This window comes from Brevibacillus sp. HB1.1 (genome assembly GCF_013332445.1).
Taxonomy (GTDB): Bacteria; Bacillota; Bacilli; order Brevibacillales; family Brevibacillaceae; genus Brevibacillus; species Brevibacillus porteri.
Map to the genome: position 1 here is coordinate 452318 of NZ_JABMIV010000002.1, position 25961 is coordinate 478278.

20 protein-coding genes are annotated in these 25961 nt (G+C 47.1%); 6 read left to right on the forward strand and 14 right to left on the reverse strand.

Annotated elements, in window-relative coordinates; translation table 11 throughout:
* Positions 1-143 precede the first annotated feature (143 nt).
* On the reverse strand, positions 144-2213 hold the full coding sequence (locus tag HPY27_RS06935; RefSeq protein ID WP_174224670.1) for an acyltransferase family protein: 2070 nt from the start codon (positions 2211-2213) through the stop codon (positions 144-146).
* 975 nt (positions 2214-3188) lie between these two features.
* The gene (locus HPY27_RS06940; RefSeq protein WP_017248292.1) at positions 3189-3389 is read right to left on the reverse strand and encodes a hypothetical protein; all 201 of its coding nucleotides are present in this window, start codon (positions 3387-3389) and stop codon (positions 3189-3191) included.
* Between the two features lie 190 nt (positions 3390-3579).
* Here HPY27_RS06940 and HPY27_RS06945 point away from each other — a divergent pair, with 190 nt between their 5' ends.
* Positions 3580-5190, forward strand: coding sequence for a multicopper oxidase family protein (locus tag HPY27_RS06945; RefSeq protein WP_174224671.1), 1611 nt, complete (start codon positions 3580-3582; stop codon positions 5188-5190).
* A 45-nt stretch (positions 5191-5235) separates the two neighbouring features.
* Here the strand turns inward: HPY27_RS06945 and HPY27_RS06950 are convergent, their stop codons facing one another.
* On the reverse strand, positions 5236-7200 hold the full coding sequence (locus HPY27_RS06950; RefSeq protein ID WP_174224672.1) for an ATP-dependent DNA helicase: 1965 nt from the start codon (positions 7198-7200) through the stop codon (positions 5236-5238).
* Positions 7201-7367: 167 nt separating this feature from the next.
* Here HPY27_RS06950 and HPY27_RS06955 point away from each other — a divergent pair, with 167 nt between their 5' ends.
* A complete protein-coding gene (locus HPY27_RS06955) occupies positions 7368-7727 on the forward strand; it encodes a Lin0512 family protein (protein ID WP_017248289.1) in 360 nt (119 codons plus the stop codon).
* Here HPY27_RS06955 and HPY27_RS06960 read toward each other — a convergent pair.
* Both HPY27_RS06960 and pepF read right to left on the reverse strand, forming a co-directional pair.
* Positions 7724-8053 carry an MGMT family protein gene (locus HPY27_RS06960; protein ID WP_106834013.1) on the reverse strand — a complete coding sequence of 110 codons (330 nt, stop codon included), beginning with the start codon at positions 8051-8053 and terminating at the stop codon, positions 7724-7726. The genes HPY27_RS06955 and HPY27_RS06960 overlap by 4 nt on opposite strands.
* Before the next feature lie 80 nt (positions 8054-8133).
* Positions 8134-9933, reverse strand: coding sequence for an oligoendopeptidase F (pepF, locus tag HPY27_RS06965; RefSeq protein ID WP_173621687.1), 1800 nt, complete (start codon positions 9931-9933; stop codon positions 8134-8136).
* Between the two features lie 247 nt (positions 9934-10180).
* Here pepF and HPY27_RS06970 point away from each other — a divergent pair, with 247 nt between their 5' ends.
* Positions 10181-11407, forward strand: a complete 1227-nt coding sequence (locus tag HPY27_RS06970) for an aminopeptidase (protein ID WP_017248286.1) — start codon at positions 10181-10183, stop codon at positions 11405-11407.
* A gap of 103 nt (positions 11408-11510) precedes the next feature.
* Here the strand turns inward: HPY27_RS06970 and cdaS are convergent, their stop codons facing one another.
* Positions 11511-12125, reverse strand: coding sequence for a sporulation-specific diadenylate cyclase CdaS (cdaS, locus tag HPY27_RS06975; RefSeq protein WP_017248285.1), 615 nt, complete (start codon positions 12123-12125; stop codon positions 11511-11513).
* A 155-nt stretch (positions 12126-12280) separates the two neighbouring features.
* Here cdaS and HPY27_RS06980 point away from each other — a divergent pair, with 155 nt between their 5' ends.
* From HPY27_RS06980 to HPY27_RS06990, 3 genes are read left to right on the forward strand one after another with little or no spacing between them, the layout of a single operon-like run.
* A complete protein-coding gene (locus tag HPY27_RS06980) occupies positions 12281-13756 on the forward strand; it encodes a spore germination protein (RefSeq protein ID WP_174224673.1) in 1476 nt (491 codons plus the stop codon).
* A 50-nt stretch (positions 13757-13806) separates the two neighbouring features.
* Positions 13807-14850: a Ger(x)C family spore germination protein gene (locus tag HPY27_RS06985; RefSeq protein WP_371814312.1), complete on the forward strand. Its 1044-nt coding sequence runs from the start codon at positions 13807-13809 to the stop codon at positions 14848-14850.
* A 21-nt stretch (positions 14851-14871) separates the two neighbouring features.
* Entirely contained in the window at positions 14872-16005 is a 1134-nt protein-coding gene (locus HPY27_RS06990) for a GerAB/ArcD/ProY family transporter (RefSeq protein ID WP_173621683.1), read from the forward strand.
* Between the two features lie 4 nt (positions 16006-16009).
* On the opposite strand, the gene HPY27_RS06995 is transcribed toward HPY27_RS06990, so the two are convergent.
* The 8 genes from HPY27_RS06995 to HPY27_RS07030 all read right to left on the reverse strand — a co-directional run bounded on the left by HPY27_RS06995 (position 16010) and on the right by HPY27_RS07030 (position 25894).
* Positions 16010-16774 carry a LamB/YcsF family protein gene (locus tag HPY27_RS06995; protein WP_174224675.1) on the reverse strand — a complete coding sequence of 255 codons (765 nt, stop codon included), beginning with the start codon at positions 16772-16774 and terminating at the stop codon, positions 16010-16012.
* 4 nt (positions 16775-16778) lie between these two features.
* Entirely contained in the window at positions 16779-17786 is a 1008-nt protein-coding gene (locus HPY27_RS07000; RefSeq protein WP_174224676.1) for a 5-oxoprolinase subunit C family protein, read from the reverse strand.
* The gene (gene pxpB, locus HPY27_RS07005) at positions 17787-18536 is read right to left on the reverse strand and encodes a 5-oxoprolinase subunit PxpB (protein ID WP_173621680.1); all 750 of its coding nucleotides are present in this window, start codon (positions 18534-18536) and stop codon (positions 17787-17789) included.
* Positions 18537-18567: 31 nt separating this feature from the next.
* Complete coding sequence (pcp, locus tag HPY27_RS07010; RefSeq protein ID WP_174224677.1) at positions 18568-19215, reverse strand: pyroglutamyl-peptidase I; 648 nt, start codon at positions 19213-19215, stop codon at positions 18568-18570.
* The gene (locus HPY27_RS07015; RefSeq protein ID WP_174224678.1) at positions 19187-22387 is read right to left on the reverse strand and encodes a M14 family metallopeptidase; all 3201 of its coding nucleotides are present in this window, start codon (positions 22385-22387) and stop codon (positions 19187-19189) included. Before HPY27_RS07015 ends, pcp begins: the two co-directional genes overlap by 29 nt.
* A gap of 12 nt (positions 22388-22399) precedes the next feature.
* Positions 22400-23311, reverse strand: a complete 912-nt coding sequence (locus tag HPY27_RS07020; RefSeq protein WP_017248277.1) for an ABC transporter permease — start codon at positions 23309-23311, stop codon at positions 22400-22402.
* Entirely contained in the window at positions 23308-24243 is a 936-nt protein-coding gene (gene nikB, locus HPY27_RS07025; RefSeq protein WP_069845208.1) for a nickel ABC transporter permease, read from the reverse strand. Before nikB ends, HPY27_RS07020 begins: the two co-directional genes overlap by 4 nt.
* A gap of 70 nt (positions 24244-24313) precedes the next feature.
* Entirely contained in the window at positions 24314-25894 is a 1581-nt protein-coding gene (locus HPY27_RS07030; RefSeq protein WP_174224679.1) for an ABC transporter substrate-binding protein, read from the reverse strand.
* Positions 25895-25961: the final 67 nt, after the last annotated feature.

A 25961-nucleotide genomic window follows, 5' to 3' on the forward strand; every position in this document is an offset into this window, starting at 1 on the left:
TGCGCAAAAAGTCCATGAGCTGATATGCTATCGTTTGATGGAAATTATGTTTGGTTGTACACACTGTCACATAAAAAAGACCAGCGAACGACTTGGTTCACTGGTCTTCCCTTGCTTTGTTTCAGTCAGCAATTGTTCTGGTATTATTGTACCATTTCTTCCATAGGGGTTTCCTCAGTTGCCTCCAGTGCCCCTTCCATCTGCCCTGCCTCTTCTACTGCCGTCTCTGCCGCTTTCTCTTCCTCTTTCACTTCCGGCTTCTTCTCTGGCTCCGTCGGCGCGATTGCACTCGCCACGAGTGCCGCGTATTTTTGCGAGCCTTCCTTATTCGGGTGAACACCGTCTTTGTAAAAGTAAGAGCTTTGCCCTTCACTTGCGGCATACCAATCCACAAGCACGACATGCGGATGGGCTATAGCAGTTTCCGCCAGCATCTTATTCACAACACTTTCCCACGGCTTAGGTACGCGAGAATTGACGAGAATGATTTGCTCTACGCCATCCAGCGATTGCAGCAGCTTATCGAGTTGCCCTTTACTAAATGCGCCGTTCGAGCCTAATTCAATCACAACACGATTTCCCAATTGTCCTTTTGCTTTAAGCTGCGCAATCACGTCAGGAGCTTGCGACATTTGCCTTCCGATTTTGGCATCCACAACGATCCCTGGCATTAGTTTCTCCAGATATGGAGCCACATCAAGCATGACTGAGTCACCAATCACCGTGATTCCTTTTCCGGAGCCTATCGCTTTGATCGGTTCTTGTTTTTGATCAGGCTGTTTGGAAGCATTCGAATCTTTCTGCTTCTCCACAGGCTTCTGCTTTTGTGCGTTGTTATTTGGTTTCTGCTCGTTTTTCGGCTTTGTTGGTGGAGTAGCTGGTTTTTGAGGCGTTTCCGGTTTCTTTTCTACGATTGGCACCTCAGGACCATGTGGCTTGTCGGGGACCTTCGTCTCGGTGACCGTCTGCGTTGGCTGCGTCACATTTCCAGCGGTCGCATCTGACGTGAGCGAAGCGATCCCATAATACGTGACACATAGAGCGATCGCGCAACCAGTAGCCAATACACGGTTTAACCGTTTTGTTTTCTGCCCAGCCTTATTGGAACGATGCCAGATTCTGCCTAATGCACCGTAACGAATAGGCTCTTCTAGATATTTAAATGACAACGATGCCAGCAAAATGCTTGCGAGGAGCTGTAAAACCGCTCCAGGTACCGCCATCCACTCCCTGTCCGCTAAAAACGGATTCGTCCAAACGATAACAGGGTAGTGCCACAAATAAATCCCGTAAGATCGAACGCCGATCCAACGCAATGGCTTGCAGCCCATCCATTTCGCCAAGCTGCTGGCCGGATGTGCGAGTACTGCGACCAGCACAGCACTGACAACTGACAGGAGGACGAGCCCACCCTCGTACAAATAATCATCATACTGATTCGTGTTCCAAATGCTGTACAAAAGAATTCCTAAGCTCAAGAGACCGCTCAGATCAAGCGTCAATCGCGCTTTTTGGGAAATGTTCGTCGTAAGCAAGCGACTCGGCCACATCATGGCGAGTGCGGCACCGATCAGCAACCCGAATACCCGTGTGTCCGTTCCGTAATAAACACGACTCGGATCAAGACCTGGCTCATACATGACGGCCATGGAGATGGCGGATAGTGCAGCCAGCACCAAAGTAATGATCATAATTGGCCCCCTGCGCTTCAGGAAGCGGAGTCCCAGAGCGAGTACCAGCGGCCAAATGACATAAAACTGTTCTTCTACTGCCAATGACCACAGATGGCCTAGTGGTGAAGGCGGACCGAATTTTTCAAAATAAGATACGTCATGAAAGACCAGCCACCAGTTACTCACGTAAAGAACGGCTGCTCCAACATCTCCGCGGATGGTGTCCAACTGCTCTGGCGAAAAGATAGCCACCCCTGCCATCACCACAAACAGCATGAGGAAAAGCGCTGGGAGCAATCTTCTAGCACGGCGCAACCAAAAGTCTTTCATGTCGAGTCTGCCATTTCGATTCCATTCTGCAATTAATAAGTCTGTAATTAAATATCCCGATAAAACGAAGAAAATACCGACACCCAACAATCCCCCGGGTGCCCAGTCGTAATTCAAGTGATAAATAATGACTGCGAGTACCGCCAGCGCACGAAGCCCGTCGATCCCAGCCATGTATCGGCTGCTTACAGCTTTGATCGGTTCAGGCATGCTGGTGGCCTCCTATCGTTGCATGTTGGCGAGTGATTAATTCGTTCTGATTATTAATTCTTTTCGTACCCATCGTCCTTTTCGTATTTTTATGGTGATTCTTCGTGCTCGCCATGCAAAACATCTGCATTCTCCCCTTTTACTTCCGTTCTGTTTTCTTCATTTGTTGTTGGGGGCAGTCATTACACATCGGGAATTGCGTGCTCTATGAATGCAAAAACCCCTGTTTCTGGAATCGTGAGAAAACGGGGTTTGGTCTCGTTCATTATCTTTATGGAAAATGAATTCTTCCCATCATCGTTGCCCGTATTCAGGATGTGATGAACTACTCACTATCTCGTTGTTTTCTGTTCACTTACTCCCTTATATATGCATCACACCTTCCTTATTGTGGATGGTTTCACAAGGAAATTACCCGGTCCTTGTCTTACGTTAGACGCTTGCTGAATAGTTGTTTGTAACCGTATTATATGACGGTTTCGGGGGATAACTCGTTACAAACTGTTTACATTCTGACCATGTTTTTTCCCGGTAGAAACGCGGAACAAAAAAGAAGCTGCTGGTATACTTTCCCCCCATCAGCTTCACGATTGTAGATCATCGCAGACCACCACTGTCAGATGCAAAATGCAACGTGTTTACTTGTCACAAAAGATTTACTGATCAACAGCCTGCATCAGTTCGTAATTTTTTGCGAGTTGTATTGACATTCCTGATTGTCATTTGTTGATAAACCTTTGAGCCAATAAGTTTCTGCTTGATGTACTGCCAAATCCAAAAGCTTGTATGTATCGTCTCTTCCAATTTGTGAGGAATGGTTGCTTTGGAATCGGTATCCCCCGAAGGAAAGCGACATCAATCCGATTATTCCCCTATCACTTCCATTTTCGCCAATCGAAACGGGAAACACAAGACAAAAATAAAATCCCCATCGATTACCAGCTCCGACGAGGATTTTCGCTTGATTATCCAATTTTAAATGTGATGAGTAAACAAATAATTCAAGAAAAAACCACCGCTGACAACTGCAATCACCATGCATACGATGCCACTTTTCACCCGTTCCGAAAGCAATCGCATAAATCCAAGACAGAAAAAGACTCCTGTGACCAAAAAGTAAGCGACTCCAACCCAAAAAACATTCCAAGGCAAGCTCGCAAAATCTACGTTACCCAAACGTGAACACCATCCCTGTCCGATTCTACTGATTCCTTCTATGTACTATACTCCATTATAGCATTTGTTCACGCTTACTTTCCCATTTTTGCAAAATGCGTAACAGAAGTGTCATACATCCCGTCTTCATGTTTTCTACACAATCGTTTGGTACGCTTTCCCCAACAGCTCAAAGGAGGAAAAAGTGCACATGAACAAACGGAAAATACGCCCATGGGCTTATCCCTTGGTTCTAGGTGGCGTTTTGCTGTTAGCCGCCTGCTCCACTGACAATACCACAATGGATCATAATGGACACAACATGAATTCTTCACCCCAAACAACAGCAGAAACGCAACCGCAGCAGATGTCTGCTTCCAGCGACTCGTCGATGGAGGTGCTTACAGGCAATACATTTACCCTCACAGCAAAAGAAAACATGCTCCACCTCGATGACAAGACCATGAAAAACGCATGGACGTACAATGGAACCGTTCCAGGTCCACAGCTTCGTGTCAAACAAGGAGAAACCATCAGCGTGACATTGAAAAACGAATTACCCGAGCCGGTCACCATTCACTGGCATGGCTTACCCGTCCCGAATAACATGGACGGAATCCCTGGTGTGACCCAAAATGCCGTAAGACCAAACGAAAGCTTCACCTACAAATTCAAGGTGGACGTTGCCGGGACATACTGGTACCACTCGCATCAAAACAGCGCCAAGCAGGTAGACAAAGGCTTGTATGGTTCACTTGTGGTAGAACCGGCTACACCAGAGCCAGCTGATAAGGACTTTACCCTCGTTCTGGATGAGTGGATGCAGGACGATAGCATGGCGGAAATGCACGGAAGTGGCATGAGCCATGGCATGAGTGCCCCTTCTTCCGATAGCTCGTCCTCTGGTGGTCACAACATGGCCGGTATGGAGATGCCCATGAGTGACGCTGAGATGATGCCGTTGATGTATACGATTTTTTCCGTGAACGGAAAAACAGGCCCGGCAATCCAGCCGCTATCTGTTAAAGAAGGAGAGAAAGTCAGAATCCGCCTGATCAATGCTGGATACTTGAACCACAAGCTGAACCTGCAAGGTCATGAATTTAAAATCGTAGCAACAGACGGGCAGCCTATTAATAATCCGCCCCTTGTAGGAGGCCAGCTCCTCAATATCGGGCCAGGAGAACGATATGATCTCGAATTTGTCGCAAACAATCCTGGCAAATGGTTATTAGAGGAGCGCAGCACAAATCTAGGCGCCAAGTCCCTCGTCGTGCCTATCGTCTACGAAGGCTCAGAAACAAAAACAGCCAAATCCGAAGCTGGCGATATGCCAACGATAGACATCACGAAATACGGCGAAGCGGCAAAAAGCAGCTTTACGCTGGATCAGAAGTATGACATTACGTATCAAATGGATCTGAACACGGAAACGTCAGATGGAAAAATGGCCTTTACCATCAATGGAAAAACGTTCCCGGATGTCCCTCCGCTCAATGTCAAAAAAGGTAACCTAGTCAAAGTCACAATGGTGAACAAATCACAAAAAGATATCCACCCGATGCATTTGCACGGACATTTCTTCCAAGTATTGAGCAAAAACGGACAGCCTATCTCAGGCTCCCCTCTGGTCAAAGATACGCTGAACATTTTGCCAGGTGAATCTTATGTAGTCGCCTTCGAAGCTGACAATCCAGGTGATTGGATGTTCCACTGCCACGATTTGGGCCATGCTGCGCAAGGAATGGTATCCGAAGTAAAATATGAAGGCTTCAAGCCAGATTTCGTCGTCGATCCTACCGTCGGCAACATGCCGGAATAACCATAGAAAAAAAAGCAGGAAGCCACAATGGCTCCTGCTTTTTCCTTACGCCAATACACCGTCCAAAGACGTTTTCCACTCTACCCCAGCTGGGAAAACATCCTGTACTTGCTGTCTCAGCTGGTCATTTTCGCTCAATTGCGGACTCAAGATCGATACCAGACCGCTATCCTCTCTCGAACGGATCAAACGCCCGATGCCTTGACGCAGTCTCAGCAGCATGTAAGGCATATCTACCTCGTCGAAAGGATTCGCTGCACTTTTTCGTTTTGCTGTAAACACCGGATCATTCGGCGGGAATGGCAGTGACCAAATGATCACATTGGACAGCGAAGGCCCCGGAACATCTAGCCCTTCCCACAGGCTCACCGCACAGAGGCTGCTTTTCTCGTCGTTTTGGAATTGAGAGATCAGATGGCTGATTTCCGCATCTCCTTCAAACAAGAATCGCAGATCCGTACAGGCAGGCTCGTTTTTGATGGCGGTCTTGAATTGCTGTAATTCCTCCATGGAGGAAAACAACAGCAGCGCACTACCCGCTGTTTTTTGCAGCAATTGGGTAGCCTGTCTCATTTTTTCCGCAAATGAGTCGGTCGCAGAAAGTGTCGGTACGTATACCTCCATTTGCTTGTCGTACTCGTACGGAGAAGCCACCGAGAACGACAGGTATTGCTCAATACCCAAGCTGTCCGCCACATACTTGAACGATCCATCAACAGATAGAGTCGCTGACGAAAAGACAATCGGCATCTTTTGTGAGAATACGCGCTCTTCCAGTACTTCCTGCACCTTCTTTGGCATGACGACCAAGGTAGGTCCTGTAATCTCTTCACTCATCCAGGAAATGACGTGAGCCGGGTCTTGGAAAAGTCCCAGTGCCAGCTGCATCATTTCCAAATGCTCTTCGACAATTCGCAGCTGGAACTCGTCCAACGTATACAGACCACCCTCTAACGCCAGCTCTTCTTCAATCCAACTGACGAGACTCGTAAAACGGTGGATGGTTGCAATGAGTTCAGGATGGAAGTGAATCTCTTTGCGGTTAGAGCCCATCACAGCCTTGCTCTCTTCGTTTAATCGGGAGAACATTTCTTCGCTCTGAGCAATGGCTTCTTCAATGGCAATGGCGAGCTCTTCTCTTATCTCACCCTTCAAGACACGCGTAATCGTTTCTTCGAACACGGAGTGATTCAGCTTGTACGTTAATGCTTTTTGGGCAGCAGGCTCCAGCAGATGACCCTCGTCAAAAATGACCGAGCTATGCGGTGGCAGCAACGGCAGCTGACCTCCGCGCTTGCGGATCTCATAGGTCCACACATGCTCCATATAAAAGTCATGGGAACAAATGATCAAATCGGCCGACTGACGGTAATGATTTCTCGAAAGGGTCTGCCCACAGCGGTGCTGTCTGTCGCACACAAAGCAATCTTGAAAAGTATCCCAATTCATCTGCGCCCATTCTTGATCATCCAGGTCAGGATATGTGCTGCGATCCCCGTACGGATAAAACGACTGCAAGGCCTCATGTGTGTGAACAAATGAAGGCAACTCTTGATAAATATGCTGGAAAGCTTCGCCTGTCTCAGGCTGGAATCTCGCCTCATCCAGCTTGCGCAAACAGACATATTGGTCCGGAGATTTACCGAGTCTCGCGTCAATCGTCAGGTTGAGATGACGAGCCAGTTTGGCAATATCGCCTTCGGGTTTTACGAGCTGCTCAATCAACGACTCATTCGCACAGGCAATGATGGCGGGCTTTCTGGTATATCGTGCATAGCAGATGGCGTACAACAAGTAAGCCAATGTTTTTCCCGTGCCCACTCCCGCCTCTGCAAAAATCGTTTGCTTTTCTATAAAAGCCCGTTCAAGCTGAAAGGCCATGTAGATTTGCTCATCACGCACCTCGAATCCAGCCTCAGGCAATACTTCATAAAAAACGTCCGCTACCCAATCACTCACCTGAGAGATGAACGGCTGGGACGGATCGTAGGCAAAAGGATAACGTTCCAATTGTGACCTGCCTCCAATAATGAAAAGAATCGTCAATCATAGATACCAACATGTTATGATGACATGTCTTGACGATAAACACAATACAGATGAGAGAAAAAACCATTCCTTTTCGTGGTAAGATAAGGATGGTAGAAAAGTAGAATGAAACAGGAGTGAACAAGCCAATGGAAAAAGTAATGTTTATTGAAATAGGAATGGGCATCGACATGCATGGACAAAACGTCACCAAAGCCGCAGTCCGCGCTGTTCAGAATGCCATCCATCATAATTCGATGCCTGGACTGCGTTCTGTCCTGCCAGGAAACGATATCCATAACATGAAAGTAAATGTGAGGCTGGCCGTTCCTGCTGACAAGGACAAGCTCGACTTGGAAACGGTTCGTAAAGCACTGCCTTACGGGGAAGTCTCCTTCGAAATCGTAGAGGGTGGCATGCTGACGAGCAGTGGAGTCGTGATCGCTGAAAAAGAGGACAAGAACGACCTTGCCTATATCGTCATTGCTTCGGTAGAAGTAGGATACTAGAATAGCGGCTCATCCACTACATGTGGGTGAAACTGATAACGTTCCAACTCTATTTCTCCTGCTGCTGACACCACTATCCCTTCGCTTTCCAAGGCCATTTTTTGCAGCGTGAACGAATCCAAATCTTGCAATCCGATCTTTCCTTGGGCGTTGATGACCCGATGCCAAGGAAGCTGGTGCTTTTTGGACATGGAATGAAGGATGCGAACGATTTGTCTGGCAGCCCTTGGACTCCCGGCCAACGCAGCAATTTGCCCGTACGTCATGACATGGCCCGCTGGAATCCCGGCAATAATATTTAGTGCGCGCTGCGTAAATTCGGTCATGATGACTACTCCTTCTTGCTTGATCAAATCAAAAGGCTTGTGATTTCTTGCGATCACAAGCCTTTTCTGCTTTTATCAGGTTAAAACAGACTTTCCAGCTCGTCAACCAGACTGCCGACGTATGCGACAGCCTCGCGGATTGGCTGCGGATCTGACATGTCCACGCCAGCTTTTTTCATCAGTTCCAGCGGTGTTAGTGTTCCCCCGGCTTTGAGCACCTCGATCCAGCGATCAACAGCAGGCTGTCCCTCTTCCTTGATGCTCGCTGCCATTGCTGTAGAAGCGGTCAAACCAGCTGCGTATGTGTAAGGATACAGCCCCATGTAATAGTGCGGTTGGCGCATCCATGTAAGACTCGCTGCCGCGTCCAGATCAACTGCATCACCCCAGAAGTCTGCGAGCACTTGCCCTTTCCATTCGGAGAGCTGTTTGGCAGTCAAAGGTACGTCTTTTTGCGCTGCTTCGTACACTTTTCGTTGCATTCTCGCTTCTAACAGATGCGTGACAAAGTTGTGATAGTACGTATTCATCAATTGCAAAATGACCCAACGCTTCAAACGCGGATCGTCGGATTGCTCCACGATGTGCTGCGCGAGCAAGAGCTCATTGAGTGTGGAAGGCGCTTCGATAAAGTACAGCGATGGACGAGAGTTCGTAAAGCTTTGCTCTCTTGTCGCCAGCATAAAGTGTCCGCAATGACCCAGCTCATGTGCCAGCGTGAAAGCACTGCGCATATTTCCCGACCACGTAATGAGAATGTAAGAGTGCTTGCTATATGTCGTTGAGCAGAACGCACCTGTCGATTTGCCCACGTTGTCTACGTAGTCGATCCAGCGTTCATTCAGTGCTTTTTCCATAATGGCTGTATATTCAGGACCCATTACTTGCAAGGAAGCCAGTATCTTTTGCCCAGCTTCTTCAATCGTAATCGGTGGGCTGAATTCTGGATCAAGCGGCGCCTTCAAATCACAAAAGGCCAACTTCTCAAGACCGAGCTCTTTTGCTTTCAACTTCGCATAGCGACGCATGTGCGGAGCGAGCTCATTGCCGATAATATCCAGAATGTTGTGGTACATATCCAGCGTAACTTGCTGTGGTTTAAGCAGCATGTCCGTTACGGTTTCATAGCCACGCAGGCGAGACATGACTGTCTGTCTTTTCACCTCTGTCGCGTATACCGCAGCGAAGGAGTTTTGGTAAGAAGCGAGTGTCTTCGAAAAGGATTCGTACGAAGCACGGCGCAGCGTCGTATCGGAAGACATCTCATAATCGGTCTCAAACAACGCGAAGGATACTGGACGCTCATTTCCTTCGCTATCATGGACGGGTCCAAATGACATGTCCGACAGTTTTCCACGCGCGTAAATGTTGTATGGTGCTGAGAAAACCTCGCCCATCGCCGCAAACGCTTCTTCGGTCTCGGCCGACAATCGATACGGCTTTGTTTCCAGCAAATCATTCAGGCTTTTGCGGAATACTTTGAGTCCTGGTTCTTCCGCCAAGAAGCTCTCGATTTTTCCTTCAGGCAGTGCCAAAATCTCGGAAGGTATAAAAGAAAGCGCAGCATTCAGCTGGGACACGACATCCCCTACCCGTGCAGAGTTCGCTTGGTTTTGTGGATTCGTCCCGTCTTCAGACGACCGCAGTCTGGCATACGTCGCTGCGATATTTGCCCGAACATGGATCGCCTCGTTTGCCTCCAAGCATGCCAATAACGTCTCTCCGCTCGTATGCAACTGACCTTTGAATGCAGTGACGACAGGCAGATGCTGTACAATTTCTACTAATTCTTGCTCCCACGCTTCCTGGCTCTCAAACAGATCGTTCAGGTTCCACGTATACTCGACAGCGACTTGATCACGTGTCTGTCTTGTCTTCACTCTGACTGCCTCCTTTAGTTCTGCCAATAAAATATTTTTTATGTAATAAAATTGCCTTTTCATTTGAATTTTCCTACAATTAACCAAAATAAACAAGTGGATAACTTGCTCGAATTAGGCCGTAATCTGTCTTTTTCTGCGCTTTCCTAGGAAATTCTTTCAAATCATAAGCAGGTGATTTCGGAGGGGAAGGTAAAATAGATAGAGTGCAAGTAAGCCTTTTGTTCTTAAAAGGAGGAAATGAACCATGTCTTTTGAAACCTTGTTTGACCGTTATGCTGATCTCGCTGTAAAAGTCGGCGTAAACGTACAGCCTATGCAAACGTTAGTAGTAACAGCTCCGCTATCGACTGCTCCTTTTGTGAGAAAGGTAGCCAAAAAAGCGTACGAAGCGGGTGCCAAGCACGTGCATATTGATTGGACCGACGATGAACTCACACGGATGAAATATGATTTGGCTCCTGATGAAGCGTTTCGTGAATACCCGCAATGGAAGGTACAGGGATTAGAGGAAATGGCGGAAAATGGCGCGGCGTTTCTCTACATTTCTGCAGCGAATCCTGATTTGCTGAAGGGTGTAAATCTAGACCGTATCTCTACTGCCAACAAAACAGCTGGTCAAGCTCTCCATAAATTCCGCAGCTATACCATGTCCGATAAAGTGAGCTGGTGCGTGCTTGCAGTTCCATCACCTGCATGGGCCGCCATGGTCTTCCCGCATTTGGCACAAGAGGAACAGGAGCCTGCCCTGTGGGATGCCATCTTCCGCGCGACTCGCGCAGATATGGATGACCCTGTCCAAGCTTGGCATGACCATCATGCGACACTGAATAGCAAGGTAGATCAGCTTAATGCCAAACAATACCGCTATCTTCATTACGAAGCTCCCGGTACCAATTTGACAATTGAGCTGCCTGCCAACCACATTTGGATTGGCGGCGGTAGCGTAAATAAGGACGGTGCCTCCTTCATGGCCAATATGCCGACAGAAGAAGTATTCACCGCGCCATTAAAAGAAGGCGTCAACGGAACCGTTCGCAGCACCAAGCCTTTGAGCTATCATGGGAATTTGATCGAGAATTTTACGCTGACTTTTGAAAAAGGAAGAATTGTCTCGGCAACTGCTGAAAAGGGAGAAGAATCCCTGAAGCAATTAATTGAAACAGATGAAGGCTCGCATTATTTGGGGGAAGTGGCCTTGGTTCCTCATTTGTCCCCCATTTCGCAATCAGATATCATTTTCTATAACACGCTCTTTGATGAGAATGCGTCCAACCATTTGGCGATCGGGAACGCTTATAGTGTGAATATCGAAGGTGGCGCTGAGATGAGCAATGAGGAACTGGCTAGCCGCGGTATCAATATCAGCCTCACTCACGTTGATTTCATGATCGGCTCCGCCGAGATGAACATTGATGGTGAAACATCTGACGGCAAGCGTGAACCACTATTCCGCAACGGAAATTGGGCTTGAATCTAACCTGAGAATGACATAGCGAGAGGCTGGATTTGATCATCACCATGACAAATCCAGCCTCGTTCTTTTCTCGGATACAACAGCTTTTTTCGGAGCGCTTTCATGAAGGAGAAATAATCGGATACAAGTGTCCCTGCATGGCAAAGGACGCTTTACCCGTTTCCTCGGAAACAACAACGATCAGTGCATCGCTTTTTTCACTCAACCCTAAAGCAGCACGATGTCTGGTTCCCAACTTTTTTTCCCCTACGACAACTTGTGATAATGGCAGTACATTGGCCGCGGAAATGATCTGATTTTCCCGAATCAGAACGGCCCCATCATGCAAAGGGCTGCCAGGATAAAAGATCGACTCCAGCAAGGAATGGCTCATCGTTGCTCCGATCGGTATGCCAGCTTGCAGCAGTAAATCAAGTGGGTCCTCGCGCTCAACGACGATCAGTGCTCCTTGACGCCTTTTGGACAAGTGCTGCACAGCCATGGACAGATCCAGGTATTTTTCCGTATAGGGAGAGAGATAGCATTGCAAATAAAATGAGGCTGCTACGGTTTCAAGTCGACTAAACTTGGTGCGTATTTGATCAAACGTCCCGAGCACACATTCGTTTTCATTTTTTAACGCATGTATGCTCTCATCTAACGTAACGGATATTCCCCTCAGCTCTTGCAGCAATTCAGCCTTCAGCGATGATGTATCACAGTTAACTTCCAACATATGAACCCCTCAATTTCCATTTCTCTTCACGCCTCGTTCTTTGTTTGATTGTTCCCTTCCCTATAGGAAATCATTCTATTTTCTAGATGATAATTCCACTACAAACCGGACATAGTAAAACTCAAATGATGAACAGCTTATGGAGCGAAACCGACATGATCACGAAATGGAATGAGTTTCTTTCCATCGCACAAGAGTCGAATGATTTTAAGCATTACCCCCTGCTGAACGAGGAAAGTCCTTTTGTTATTTCGTACTATCAAACCTTAATAAAAACAGAGCTGCTGCAAAAAAATCTCTTGCGCCCCCTTCAAGAGCGTATGGATGCAAATGAATCGATCACGGACCTGCGCCACTTTTCCTGCTTTATCCATGTGGAGGCAATTATTTATACGGACGACATACAGACAGTCGTCTCCAAAATCATGACAGGCTATGCTGCCATCCAATCGAAAGACAATCTACAGTTCTTCGCCCTCATCAATCTATCCAATCCGACTGAAGGACTGCGAACGGACAATGACACGGAAAACGAGTTTAGTGTCGTTGGACCAAAGGTAGGCTTTGTTGAAAACATCGATATCAACCTGCATCTCATCCGTCAACAAATCAGCACACCCAAATTAATCATTCGAGAGTTAACCTTAGGTACGCTCTCTCATACGCGCATAGCTGTTGTCTACTTGTCTGGTATTACGAATCCTCAGCACATTGAAACCGTTGAGCAAAGACTACAGACGATCGACTTCGATATTATTTTTGATTCATCACAGCTCGATCAAATCATGAGTGACAATTCGAATACGCCTTTCCCATTATTTCTGTCTACAGAAAGGATTGACCGGGTCATCTATGCCTTAACTCTCGGGCAAATCGTGATTATTTCCGATGCATCTCCGTATGTCATTACCGGTCCAACCACTATCTTTGATTTCTTCATTTCTCCCGAGGATTATTATTTACCGTGGATCTTATCGTCCTTGTTTCGGTTGATTCGCATTTTTGGTGTGCTTTTTTCTATTTTGATGACACCTGCCTATACGGCGGTTCTCACTTTCCATTTGGAAATGATTCCACAAGACATGCTGGCTCCGATTATTTTATCGAGGAAATACGTCCCGTTTCCCCCTGTTTTAGAGGTGCTTTTCTTGGAGCTGACGATTGAGTTTTTGCGAGAAGCAGGTGCCCGGCTCCCGACAAAGGTCGGACAGACTCTTGGAATCGTAGGTGGAATCGTCATTGGTCAAGCATCTGTAGAAGCTGCCTTGACCAGTAATATATTGCTGATCATCGTTGCTCTGTCTGCGCTTGCCTCTTTCACTACCCCCATTTACAAAATGTCAAATACGATTCGATTTCTGCGCTTCCCGCTCATTATTTTATCTGGAATATGGGGCGGGCTTGGGATTGCCATCGGTCTTTTGTTCATGCTGACTCATCTTCTTCAGCTTAAATCGTTAGGAACACCTTACCTGGCTCCACTTTACCCTTTTCGCAGACGCAGCTTCGCGGACAGCTTCATTCGCTCTTCCTACAGCAGAACGGCCAGAAGATCTGCTGTTATGCGCGTCATCTCGCAATGGAGATACGATCCTGACAAGGCCACTCAGAAAAGAGACATTGATGAATAGAAGAAGGAGCCATCGAGGAAACCATGGTTGCAATGAGGAAATGGATACTGGTGTTATTTATATGGATCATGGCTGGCTGCTCTTCGACTCGGATCGTCAGCGAAGTACAGCTGATTCATTCACTGGGGCTCGATATCGAAGATCAAAAGATGAAAGGCGCGGCTATCACCCACGTGTACGGAAAGGAAAAGACGTCGATAGAACTGTTGGAAACAAAAAGTACGAATTTATATACGATCCTCCCTGATTTTAACGCCATCACCCCTTCACAAGTGGAGCTTGGGCAGTTGCGCTCCGTCATTGTCGGGAGGAAATATGCTGAAAACGGAATGGAATCCCTGGTGCATACGCTTTGCCGCGATCCCTCTATCGGTTTTCGCCTTCAACTCGCTGTGGCGGAACCAAAGGCATTGACGATTTTGAAGGGCATCCGTCATATGCAAATTCCCTTCTTCATCTCCGATAGCGTCGCTCAAAATATCAAAACGTTGAACGTGCCCAAGACCAACCTGCATATTTTCTTGTTTAATTTGTATGGCGAGGGTCGCGATCCTTACCTTCCTTATTTCGTGATGCATAATGACAGAGTGAAGCTCGATGGTCTCGCGCTTTTTCGAGATGACAAATTCGTGCATCGCATCAATTCGAAAGAAAGCTTTTTGCTAAAAATCATGGTGGAAAAAGCCAAGAGTGGTCAAATTCCATTTGAAGTGACGATAAACAATCGAAAAGAATCCGGACTGTTGAAAAATCTTCATTCCCATGCCGCATTCGATGTCAATACCGCAGAGCCTGTTCCCAGCATCATGGTAAAGCTCACGGTAAATGGGCAAATCAGAGATTATTCGAAGTGGTTGCAATTATCCAATCCACAAGTCCTACAACAAATGGAAAAAGAACTTTCCTCTTACCTGCAAAAGGAGGCGACGAGCTTTGTGAAGCATTTACAGAAGCTTGAAGTTGATCCGGTAGGATTTGGTGATTTGGTTCGCAGTCGAAGCACGTCATGGAACTACTCTCACTTCAAAAAGATTTATCCTCAGATAAAAATCGCAGTGACGGCCTCGATCAAGCTGGAGCAAACGGGTGAGTAATGAATAATCAGGAGGGATCAGGTGAGTACTTCCATTCGGGAAAGCGCTATGGTTTCACCTTTTTTTGTATTCTTTCTTGTGCATGCCAATATCGTGGGGGTCGGGATACTAGGGTTTCAACGGACAATCGTAGCCCATGCCGGATACGATGCCTGGATCTCCCAACTACTTGCTGGGGCAAGCATCCATCTTATTATTTGGATGCTCTATTCCATGTTGAATGCGGGCAGCCAAGATCTGTTCTCCCTTCACGAGTTCTGCTTTGGAAAATGGCTAGGCAAGTTGATGAGCTTTGTCGTATTGATCTACATCTGGATGGCTGCTTTTCTCATCTTGCGTTCTTACGTCAGTATTGTGAAGCAGTTTATTTTCCCGCTTATGCATACGTGGAGTACGACGCTGATTATCTTGCTCCTCATTTTGTACATTGTCGCTGGTGGTTTTCGTACGGTTACGGGCGTCTGCTTTTTCGGTGTGGTGATTCCGGCGATTTTGATGCTTCCTTTGTTTCTATTCCCTTTCGAGTACGCTCATCCGAATAATTTGTTCCCGATGTTTTCGCATAACCTCCCCTCCTTATTCGCGTCTGCCAAAGACGCTGTTATCAATTATATGGGCTTTGAATTACTGCTCTTTTACTACCCATTTATCAAACGAGCAGCTCACTCGCAAAAATGGGCCCACGCTGGCGTCCTTTTCAGCACGCTCTTGTATGTAGCAGTCGCTCTCGTAACATTCCTCATGTTTAGCCAAGGTGAACTAGATAAGATTATTTGGCCGACCTTGACCATGCTCAAAATCGTCGAAATTCCGATTTTGCAGCGATTGGAGTTCATTGTGATATCTCTTTGGCTCTTCGTGATTTTGCCAAACATCTGTCTTAATCTATGGGGGGTTACCCGCGGACTGAAACAAATATTTGGCATCAGTCAAATCCGCGCCCTTCTGCTTCTCCTAGCGTCTCTGGCAATGGGTTCCTTTCTGCTCGAAGGTACGACTCCTTTGCTCATGGCACTCGATTTTTATGGGAAAGTGAGCATCGTTTTCATTTATGGCTATATCCCGCTGTTGTTCTTGCTCTTCCTCCTCTGGGGGAAAAAGCGAAGTACCGCAGGATACCAGACTCCCGGAGCGGAAACAGAAAAAGCCCGATAGATGTCTATCGAGCAAATCGTGCTGCGATTGTCATGCCAGCTCCTACCAAAGCTTCTCGGATGCTTTGCGCGAATTCCAACGCATGGGCACCGTCGCCATGAATACAAATCGTATCGGCCTGAATCGGGATATCCACGCCTTGTTGGGTCAGGACGAGTCCCTTGCTTACCATACGTATGACTTGCTGGAGGGATTGCTGTTGGTCTGTAATCATCGCATTCGGCTGACTACGCGGTGTCAGCGTGCCATCCTGCTGATACGTGCGGTCGGCAAACACTTCATGCGCCGTAGCAAGACCGATTTTTTCCCCTGCACGCGTCAACTCGCTTCCCGCCAAGCCATACAACACCAGTTCCGGATTTACTTTGTAGATGGCCAACGCGATAGACTCAGCCAAAGCGGGTCTTGTGGCTGCCATATTGTATAAGGCCCCGTGTGGCTTCACATGATGCATGACGCCCCCTTCTGCCCGCACAAACGCTTGCAGGGCGCCGATTTGGTAGAGGACTAGCTCGTAAGCCTCCTCAGGGGAAATCTCCATGTTGCGGCGACCGAAGCCGACCAGATCAGCGAATCCGGGATGGGCACCGATTGCCACACCTGCCTCCAAAGCCATTTGCACCGTTTTTCTCATTGTTCCTGGGTCTCCAGCATGGAAACCACAAGCCACATTTGCCGAGGTGATATAGGGCAAAATCTCTTGATCGTTGCCCAACTGATAGGCGCCAAAGCTCTCTCCCATATCACAGTTTAGATCTACTGTTTCCATCTTTTTACCTCCATCCCACGGTTACTTCTATACCAAGCTTGATCGCCTTCATCAATGAATCCCTCTCGATAAGCGCCTTTTGAGCATCACGCAGAGAAATCTCTTGAAAGTGAATCTTTTCGCCTGGCCGCAACTGGGCGACGATCGGCAAATCTATCGTTGGCACATAGCCTATCTTTGGATAACCGCCAATGGTTTGTCTGTCTGCCATCAGGATAATAGGTTGACCGTTTGGCGGAACCTGTATCGTTCCAACGGTGACCGCAGCCGAGATCAGTTCCATCGATTGCGTAAGTTCGAGCGCCGGTCCTGTTAAACGATACCCCATCCTGTCTGATTGAGTAGACACTTGAAAGGTTTGTTCGAAAAAGCTTTGACGGCTCTCTTCCGAAAAATCTGCGAATTGCTCGCCTTGTATCACCCGTACAACCGCTTCTCCATTTTTTACAAGCGTACTAGAAGGAATAAACCAATTCGCTTGGTAGAAGGGAGCTGCTCCTGCCTTTCTTTCCAATTGGTTAGCGAGAAATTGGCTGAATGAACCTGGAGAGCATTGAACTAGCTTATCTCCTGCCGCAAGCATTCTACCCGCAAAGCCTCCGAACCTTCCACGGAGATTCGTACTACGACTACCCATCACAAGTGGCACATCCCATCCGCCTGCGACTGCGAGATAGGCGCGACAGCCTTCCTTGGCCAGGCCAAACTTCAAGATGCTTCCACTCCTGATCCAGACTGCTCGATTGGGCAACACGAATCTATCATTGATCGTGACTTTGAAGTCACCACCACAAATGGCGATTAGCATGTCCTTATGAAACAATAAGCTTGGGCCTCTCATCGTCAGCTCCAGAACAGCATCCGTTTGTTGATTGCCAACTAACATGTTCGCCATCTGTACAGCTTGCTCGTCCATCGCCCCACTGACGCTGACCCCAACCTGCTGAAAGCCAAATCTACCTGTATCTTGAACGGTCGTGCAAAGTCCTGGCGTAATCACCTCTATACTCACTTAGTACACCTTCTCCCCGTTATCGTATTCCCGCTCGGAGATAGGACGAAAGCGAACTTTATCACCAGCGCACAAGAGACTTGGAGAACTTTCACCTGCCTGAAATAATCTCAGTGGTGTTCTTCCGATAATTTGCCACCCACCTGGACTCTCTATCGAATAAATACCTGTTTGCAATCCTCCGATCCCTACACTCCCCATTGGAATAGATAGTCGTGGCGAGGAACGTCGCGGCGTGGCCAGTCGCTCATCCATTCCACCGAGATACGGAAAGCCGGGAGCAAATCCGATCATGTACACCAGATATTCTGTTGCCGAATGGATCGAAATTACTTCCTCTACACTAAGACCATTTTGTTTGGCGACTACCTCCAGATCTGGACCAAAGCTCCCTCCATAACAAACCGGGATTTCTACCAGTCTGTACTCTGTAGAGTGAGTGTTGGAGATTTGCTGCGACATTTGCTCAAGAATAGCAACGGCACGATCGTATGGCAAAATATCATCAAGTGGATCGAAAAGAGTAATCGGATCGTAATAGACGGTAACAGTCGTAAAGCCAGGTACAGATTCGATCATCCCGGGGAAAGGATGCTCCTGTAGGTATTCAGAGAATAGGATGACCTTCTCATGGGTCTGTTGATCGATAACCTCTCCTAGTTTGACCATGACACCCGAGTCCCCAAGAGGAGAGAATTCATATCTAGGCAACGTTTTTCCCTCCATTTTCGAATATCGGTACTGCCACATGAATGGAAGGGAGGAGGGTTTCTCCTCCTGCTCAGCTAATTTGTCCGCCTTCCATGACAATATCCCGCTCATTAGATAGGGTCGTCTCGATTGCCAATCGCAAGCCTTTTACAATTGTTTCTAACGCCATGCTTGGCTGCCCTGCTTGCCTTGCTGCTTGTTCAGGCAAATAAGGGATATGGATGAACCCTCCGCGTACGGAAGCTTTTTTCTCAGCAAGGTAATGCATCAATCCATAAAAAAGATGGTTGCATACATATGTACCCGCCGTCTGGGATATGGAAGTCGGAATTCCTTGTTGTTTTAACTCATGTACAATCGCTTTGATTGGCAATGTAGACCAGTAGCCAGTAGGACCGTTTTCCCTGATCGGTGTATCAATCGGCTGATTTCCTTCATTATCCGGGATTCGAGCATCATTGACGTTAATTGCTACACGCTCAACGGCAATATCTCCTCGTCCACCTGCTTGACCGATACATAATACGATGTCCGGATTCGTTTCTTCTATCGCTGCGTACAGATGTTCGATAGATTTTTCAAAAACCGTAGGAATTTTGCGCAGCTCTACTTTATACAAATCAGACTCGATTTTTCCCAGCTCTTTTACCGATTCCCAAGCAGGGTTAACCGTTTCTCCACCAAAAGGATCAAACCCTGTTACTAAAATGGTCTTCATGATTGTTTCCTCCGATCCGCATAGGTCTCATTCGTGAGAGTCGAATATGGTCTTGTCCATACTGTCGCGAAACACGCCGTGGGCTGGATGCCACACACTCCATGACAGCACGATTGAAAATCTTATGTGTTTCTATGCAATCTCGCAATGCTCCTCCCGCAACCGTCTCATCAGCCGCTTCCGTTATTAAATCAAGCGTCACCCATTCAGGAAAACGAGAGAGTAAGGAAGGAGAGGTTCTGTTCGGCTTTGTAGGCCACCGATAAAACAAGAAATCTTGATCAGTAGGCAATGGGAAAATGGCGGGCTCCCAGTTATGTCCATACCGAATGTAGCGCTCGATAAAGCGTTTATTTTTGTTCCACAGACGCGGATGATGTCTCAGCCCTTCCTCGGCTGCCTTTTGAATCGTATCAAGAGCGACAGCATGATAAGGATAGTCAGATCGCTCCATCTCGCGGCCAATCCCGTAAAAGAGTGAGATCGGCATCCAATAAGATACAGGGAATCTCGGTGGGCTATTGTACCCTGCGAATGGTTGTGTCCATTCATGCGAAGGGATTCCGTGATCATCGATGATCACATCCGGCAACCAGCGATAAAACAGTTGGGGAACTACCCGCGATTCGCCAAAAACGCTCGGCTGAAAACGGTGATTGGTGTATTCTAATCCAACGGAATTATAACGGGCAGCATGATGCTTCCAAAATGGATTATCTTTGACGAGCTCTTGATGAAGTGCGACCCCATCCGGATTGGCAAATGGAATCACGACCAGATTGAAACGAGTAAGCCAATCCATTTTTTTGGTTATGAGCTCTTCCACCAGCTCACGTGCAGCAGGCATACTGGAAACCTCGTTTGGATGATGTCCGGTTTCGAGCAAAATGGTTGGTTTATACAGAGAGAGCTTGTGAGTTGATACGTATTTGGAAATCTGGGGTGCTGTTACCTCCACTGCATAAATCGGCCGTCCTTCAAACGATTTCTCTACTTCCCATATATGTACAGACGGATGTGTAGCCAGCTCTGCCCATTCGCCCATATCTGGATAATGGTTTCGGTGTAGATAAGGAAGCTTCCGTTCTTCGATGCTGGTACTCTTTTCGTACGTTCTCAGGATGCGTGCTTTTACAGGAGCAGATTGCTCTGCCTCGAAGTATAAATGAGTTGTTTTGATAGAGAAAGCTTGTTCTTCTATATATTCTTTTACGCGAATGGTTGCCACTGGAGAGCTTGCTGGTTTGACCTTTACAAATGGTCGCACCGCCCCAGGAGAATTCCACGCCACTCCCGTTTTTCTTTCACCCAAATACGCATAGTAGTCCAGCGTATAAAAATAAATATCTTCATGCAACGCTTCTAACGACGATATGGTTTCTTCGTCTATGTCTAGCCGTTCTTCCTGTTCACTCATAGTGACGGTTACCTCTATCGAATGAAAGAGCGGAGTGTTTCCTTGATACGGTTCAATTTGTTTACATAACAATTCTTCCGTCAACTCAGGTAAAAATTGCTGCGTATAGAATTGCCAAAACCTCTCTCGATCCGTAGGAATCAAGAATTGTTCTTTAGTTGTTCCATGGGAAAAGAAGAGTCCTGACGTAGTTGGATAAGCTCGACTTTGCTCGTCGGCATACGGCACAGTGGATACAGGTACATCCAAATTCCATGTACCTAAGTGCTCCAGCCCGACTCCCCATACTTCGACTTGGTATGTAGTCGGTAGGTTCTCATCCATCACGATTGATACTTGCGACAAGGACAAGCCCAATTCTTTTTCCAACAACTGATCAACCGGGTATAATTCTTGAAGCCATCGATGAGAAAGCTCCATCCCACCTTCTCTTTCCTCTCGTTGGAAAGAGATCAAAATTCGTTCTACTCGTTCCCCTGTACGTACAAGGGACGGCAAAATCGTTTCTTTTATCCAGCACAAGCCTGGTTTAAAAGCAGAGTGAATCTGTACCGTACTATCGTTATCTGGAAGCAGCTCCGTGATTGCGCTCTTCCAGCATCGCTCCAACGCACGTCGAATCTCTTTTGGTTCTGATAAAAACGCCGTGACCGCCAGCGGAGAAGATAAGCACCCGTCCGTCTCCATTCGACTAGCAATCGCGATCAACTGCTCATGAAACAACTGTTCTATCTCATTTCGTTCGCCCTGGTCTTTCCATGTTTTCTCTATAAATAGGGGGAAATCCTTCTCTTTTGGCTCGTCTGATTCTTCCCATGCACCAAAAGTCCCCCCGAGTCGGTGCGAAGTAGCAGTCCCTAAATAATCAAGCGCCGCAACAATCGCTTGTCCTCCCCCTGAAAGCTGAATGACTCTTGTTGTCTTTTCTCTAGGGTCTGGGATTACTTCAACCACTCCACTTGCTAGAGGTGCTTCACCATTCATGCGTAAGCAAAAAGTGAGCTCCGCAATCCGATTTGCTTCTCCTGTGAGCGGGAAATGTATCCCGGTCGAGGCTAGACCAATCCGAGCTGCAAAGCGGGCGGCAGACATAACCGCCTCTGCAGTATGGATCCCTGTAAAAAATACATCTGTCCGACTCGTTAAATCCGTACGCCCCGCTTGATAGAACCCTGCCGTTGTCCAAAGCTCTGCCAGACTTTCAAGTGGAGTTGGTCTCTCTACGATAGGACTTCCCTCATGCGAGCTCATCAGCGCATACTGGGGTATCGCAATCTGACAAACAGGTGAAGCATCCGCACAAACATATAGTTGAACTTCATGTAAAGAACAACGAATCCTTTTAATGTCGCCGAGTGAAGTTGTTGCAGGTGCTGCATCTGTCCAATATGCCGCCATCCAGCGCAGTAATCGGCTAAGACTCTCCTCGCTTCCACCAACGAAAGCAATTCGATTATTCCCTCGATCGAGCGTGCATGACGCATTATCCACATCGCAGGATGGCTCGATACATACTGAGCAAAACCACTCACCGCTTTTCGTGCTGCTAGCAACCATCGGTGAATCTTCCATACGAATGGAAGGCAGATCTAGCTCACTTGTTTCAAGGCCTAATCGGGCACAAAAATCAATGAATCCTTCTACGACGATTCCCGTTTGAAAACAGAAGGAAACAGACAATGAATCAGCTACACCGTCATTGTTTCGGTCCGCAACTAACCCTTTCGTTGTAAAAATATCACCTAGCCCTCTCATAGGTTAGCCCCCTTACACGCGCAGATTTGGATCTAGCTCATCACGCAGCCAATCGCCCAGCAGGTTAATTCCAAACACCGTAATCATAATGGCGATGCCAGGGAAAGTAGCAACCCACCATGCCGTCTCCAGATAGTTGCGACCGTCTGCCAGCATGCCGCCCCATGTAGGAATCGAAGGGTCTACACCCAATCCAATAAACGTCAACGATGCTTCCAACAAAATGTTGGTGGCTACATTTAACGTTGCCAATACGATGATCGAAGAAGAAACGTTTGGCAGGACATGTTTTCTGATGATCCGCAAATTCGTAGCCCCGATTGCTTTGGCAGCCTGGACGTATTCCATTTCTTTTACACTCATAACCTGTCCTCGAACCAGTCGTGCAAAGCCTACCCAGTTACTGATCCCCAGAACAAGTATGAGCTTCCATAGACCTGCCCCAAAGACCGTCATGACGATAATCGCAAACAAAATGAAAGGGAATGCCAGCTGTACATCTGCCAAGCGCATTAACAGATCATCTACCCAGCGCCCGTAAAAGCCTGCGATGAGGCCCAGAATCACCCCGATAACCAAGGAAATCAGTACGGATACGACACCAACCAATAACGATATTCGCGCTCCGTAAATGATTCGGCTCAGTAAGTCACGCCCTACCTGATCCGTACCTAGCAAATACTCGGATTTCCCCGTATCGTCCATCCACGAGGGAGCAACCAACCGTGCACGCAAATCAGCTTTATCAGGAGTAGATGGCGCAATTACCGGTGCAAAAAGTGCGGATACGACGGCAAGCATAAGCAAGAACATCCCCGTCATTGCCCACCGATTTCGAACGAATCTTCTGCCCATCTTGCTCCATTTTCCACGTTTTTTGATTGGTGGATTGGTCTGATTGTTTGTAACTGTCGCTGTCGTCATTCGCTTTTTCCTCCTTCCTGCCTAATACGTGGATCAATAAAGCCATAACTGATATCAACCAACAGGTTCACGAAGATCATCAAAAAAGACAAGATAATCACAGAGCCTTGAATCACTGGAAAGTCACGTTGCGATATCGCATCAATCAGCATACGCCCGATACCTGGCCATGAAAAAACTTGCTCAATAATCACGGTACCGCCCAACAACGTTCCAAATTGCAATCCAATAAAGGTTACCGTTGGGATTAATGCGTTTCGTAAGCCATGCTTGATGATAACAAGCCATTCCTTGATCCCTTTGGAACGAGCCGTATTGATATATTGCTGATTCATTACCTCCAGCATGGAAGAGCGAACTAATCGAGCCAAAATTCCTGACAAGATGAGTCCGAGTGCAACGGAAGGCAGAACCAAATACTCCAGACCTTCATAACCAGAAGCAGGAAACCAGCCCAGCTTAACGGCAAATATGATGATTAACATAATCCCTAACCAAAAGTTAGGAAAGGAGATTCCTAGCAATGAAAAAATGCGTCCGAAAAAGTCAGCTACGCTGCCTCTGTAAACAGCGGAAATGATACCTACTGGAATCGCAATCAACAGGGCGACAAACATTCCCCCGAAGGCAAGAAGCAAAGTTGCTCCCATCTTCTCCTTCATCATGTCGATCACGCTCTCACCCGTCCGGAAAGAGGTGCCAAAGTTTCCGGTAAACATATCTTTTAAATAAAGCCCGAACTGTACATAAACGGGCTCGTCCAGACCGAGATTTTTCCGAAGCTCAGTAATCGCTTCTTTGGTAGGCTCACCTGCTTGAAACATGATCGATACTGGGTCACCAGTCATTCGCACCAGGACAAAAATGACAAGAGTAATAGCAAGAACGACAAAAACACTATGTAGTAGACGTCTAATTAAAAAGGCTGCCATCCCGCTCCTCCTTTATCAAGAGTGAAGGGAATAGAAGAGACATCTTCTACTCCCCTGTTCAAAACATTCCTTATTCAACCGATACTTCGCGCAAATCGATACGTTCATCTGCCGGAGGTTGGAAGCCTTTTACTCGTTTGTTCGCAGCCCACAGGTTGATTGTTTGATAGAGCGGTACATCTGGGACTAGCTCATACAGACGTTGATTCAGCTCTTTAAATGCTGCCAGACGCTTTTCTTGGTCAAACGTGGAGCGTTCTGCTTTCAAGAGCTCCTCTACATTTTCGTCATGGAAATCAGGGTTCCAGAACTCGCCTTTGTGATACATCAGATAGGCAGTATTATCAAAGTCGAGCGTCCAACCACCCCAGCCATTCCGGTACATATGTCCTGCTTTTCCCTTCGGAATGAGGTCAGAAGTAAATGTGGAGCTGTCCACCAGATTCAGCTTCACCTTGAGACCGACTTGGCCTAATTGCATTTCGATCGCTTGTGCTACCTCTTTAAACGTAGCATCTGTACCAGGGAGGAAGAGATCAAGCTCAGTTCCTTCCTTCACACCTGCTTCTGCGAGCAGTTGTTTTGCTTTTTCTGGATCATAATTGCGTAATGGCAGGTTAGGATCATAGCCGAAAGACATATCGCTTTGGAATGAATTGACGCGCTTACCATATCCGCCGAGCAGCGTTTCGATAATCAAGTCTGCATCAATCGCGTAAGCAATCGCTTCACGGACTTTTACATTGTCGACTGGCTTCATCGATGTATTGAAACGAATCGAATAAACGGTTGGCGACCCGACTTGCATCAGTTCAAGATCAGACATGCCCTTGATGGATTCTGTTTGGCTAATCTCGACTTTTTTCATAATGTCGATGGCACCTGTTTGCATTTCAGCGAGACGTGTAGTCGCTTCTGGAATAAAACGGAACGTTACTTTTTCCAGCTTCGGTTGACCTTGCTTCCAATAGGTTTCATTTTTCACCAGTACGACCTTGCTATCTTTTTCATAGCTATCCATTTTGAAAGGACCCGTACCTACTGGATGCGTGTTAAAGTACTCGTCCCCTTTTTCCTTGTAATACTTAGGCGGAACGATCACGGCGCCATAACCTGCCAGCTTTGTAATGAGTACAGGATCTTTTTCCTTGAGAATCATGTTGACTGTAAACTCGTCTACCACTTCTACACGGTCAATCGAAGCATAGTTCGCTTGCTGTGGTCCTTTTTTCCCTTCTTCACCAAGCAGGCGATCAAATGTAAATTTCACTGCTTCCGCGTTGAATGGCTCGCCGTTGTGGAAGGTAACTCCTTTACGAAGTTTAAATTGAAGTGTCTTGTCATCCTTGAACTCCCACGATTCAGCGAGTCCTGGCTGGATTTTCAAGTCAGTGGTACGCTCGACTAAGCCTTCAAATACAGATGTTGCTACAGTACTCCAATCAAGCAAAAACGTATCAATCGGATCCCAAGAGTGCGGATCTCCATTCACACCAAGTGTGAGTTCATTTTTTGCCGGAGCTTGCGCTTCTGTTTTAGGTTGCGGATTTGCCTGTGTGCTAGTGTCAGCCGGCTTACTCGAACATCCGCCCAAAGCAGCAGCTAGCACGAGTAATGCGGAGCAAGCGGTGATACCTACCTTCTTTTTCAAAACAAGTCCCCCTTTTCTTTTCGTTCTGGAATTCATGTTGAAAAAATATGATAGCCGTCATTTGTTC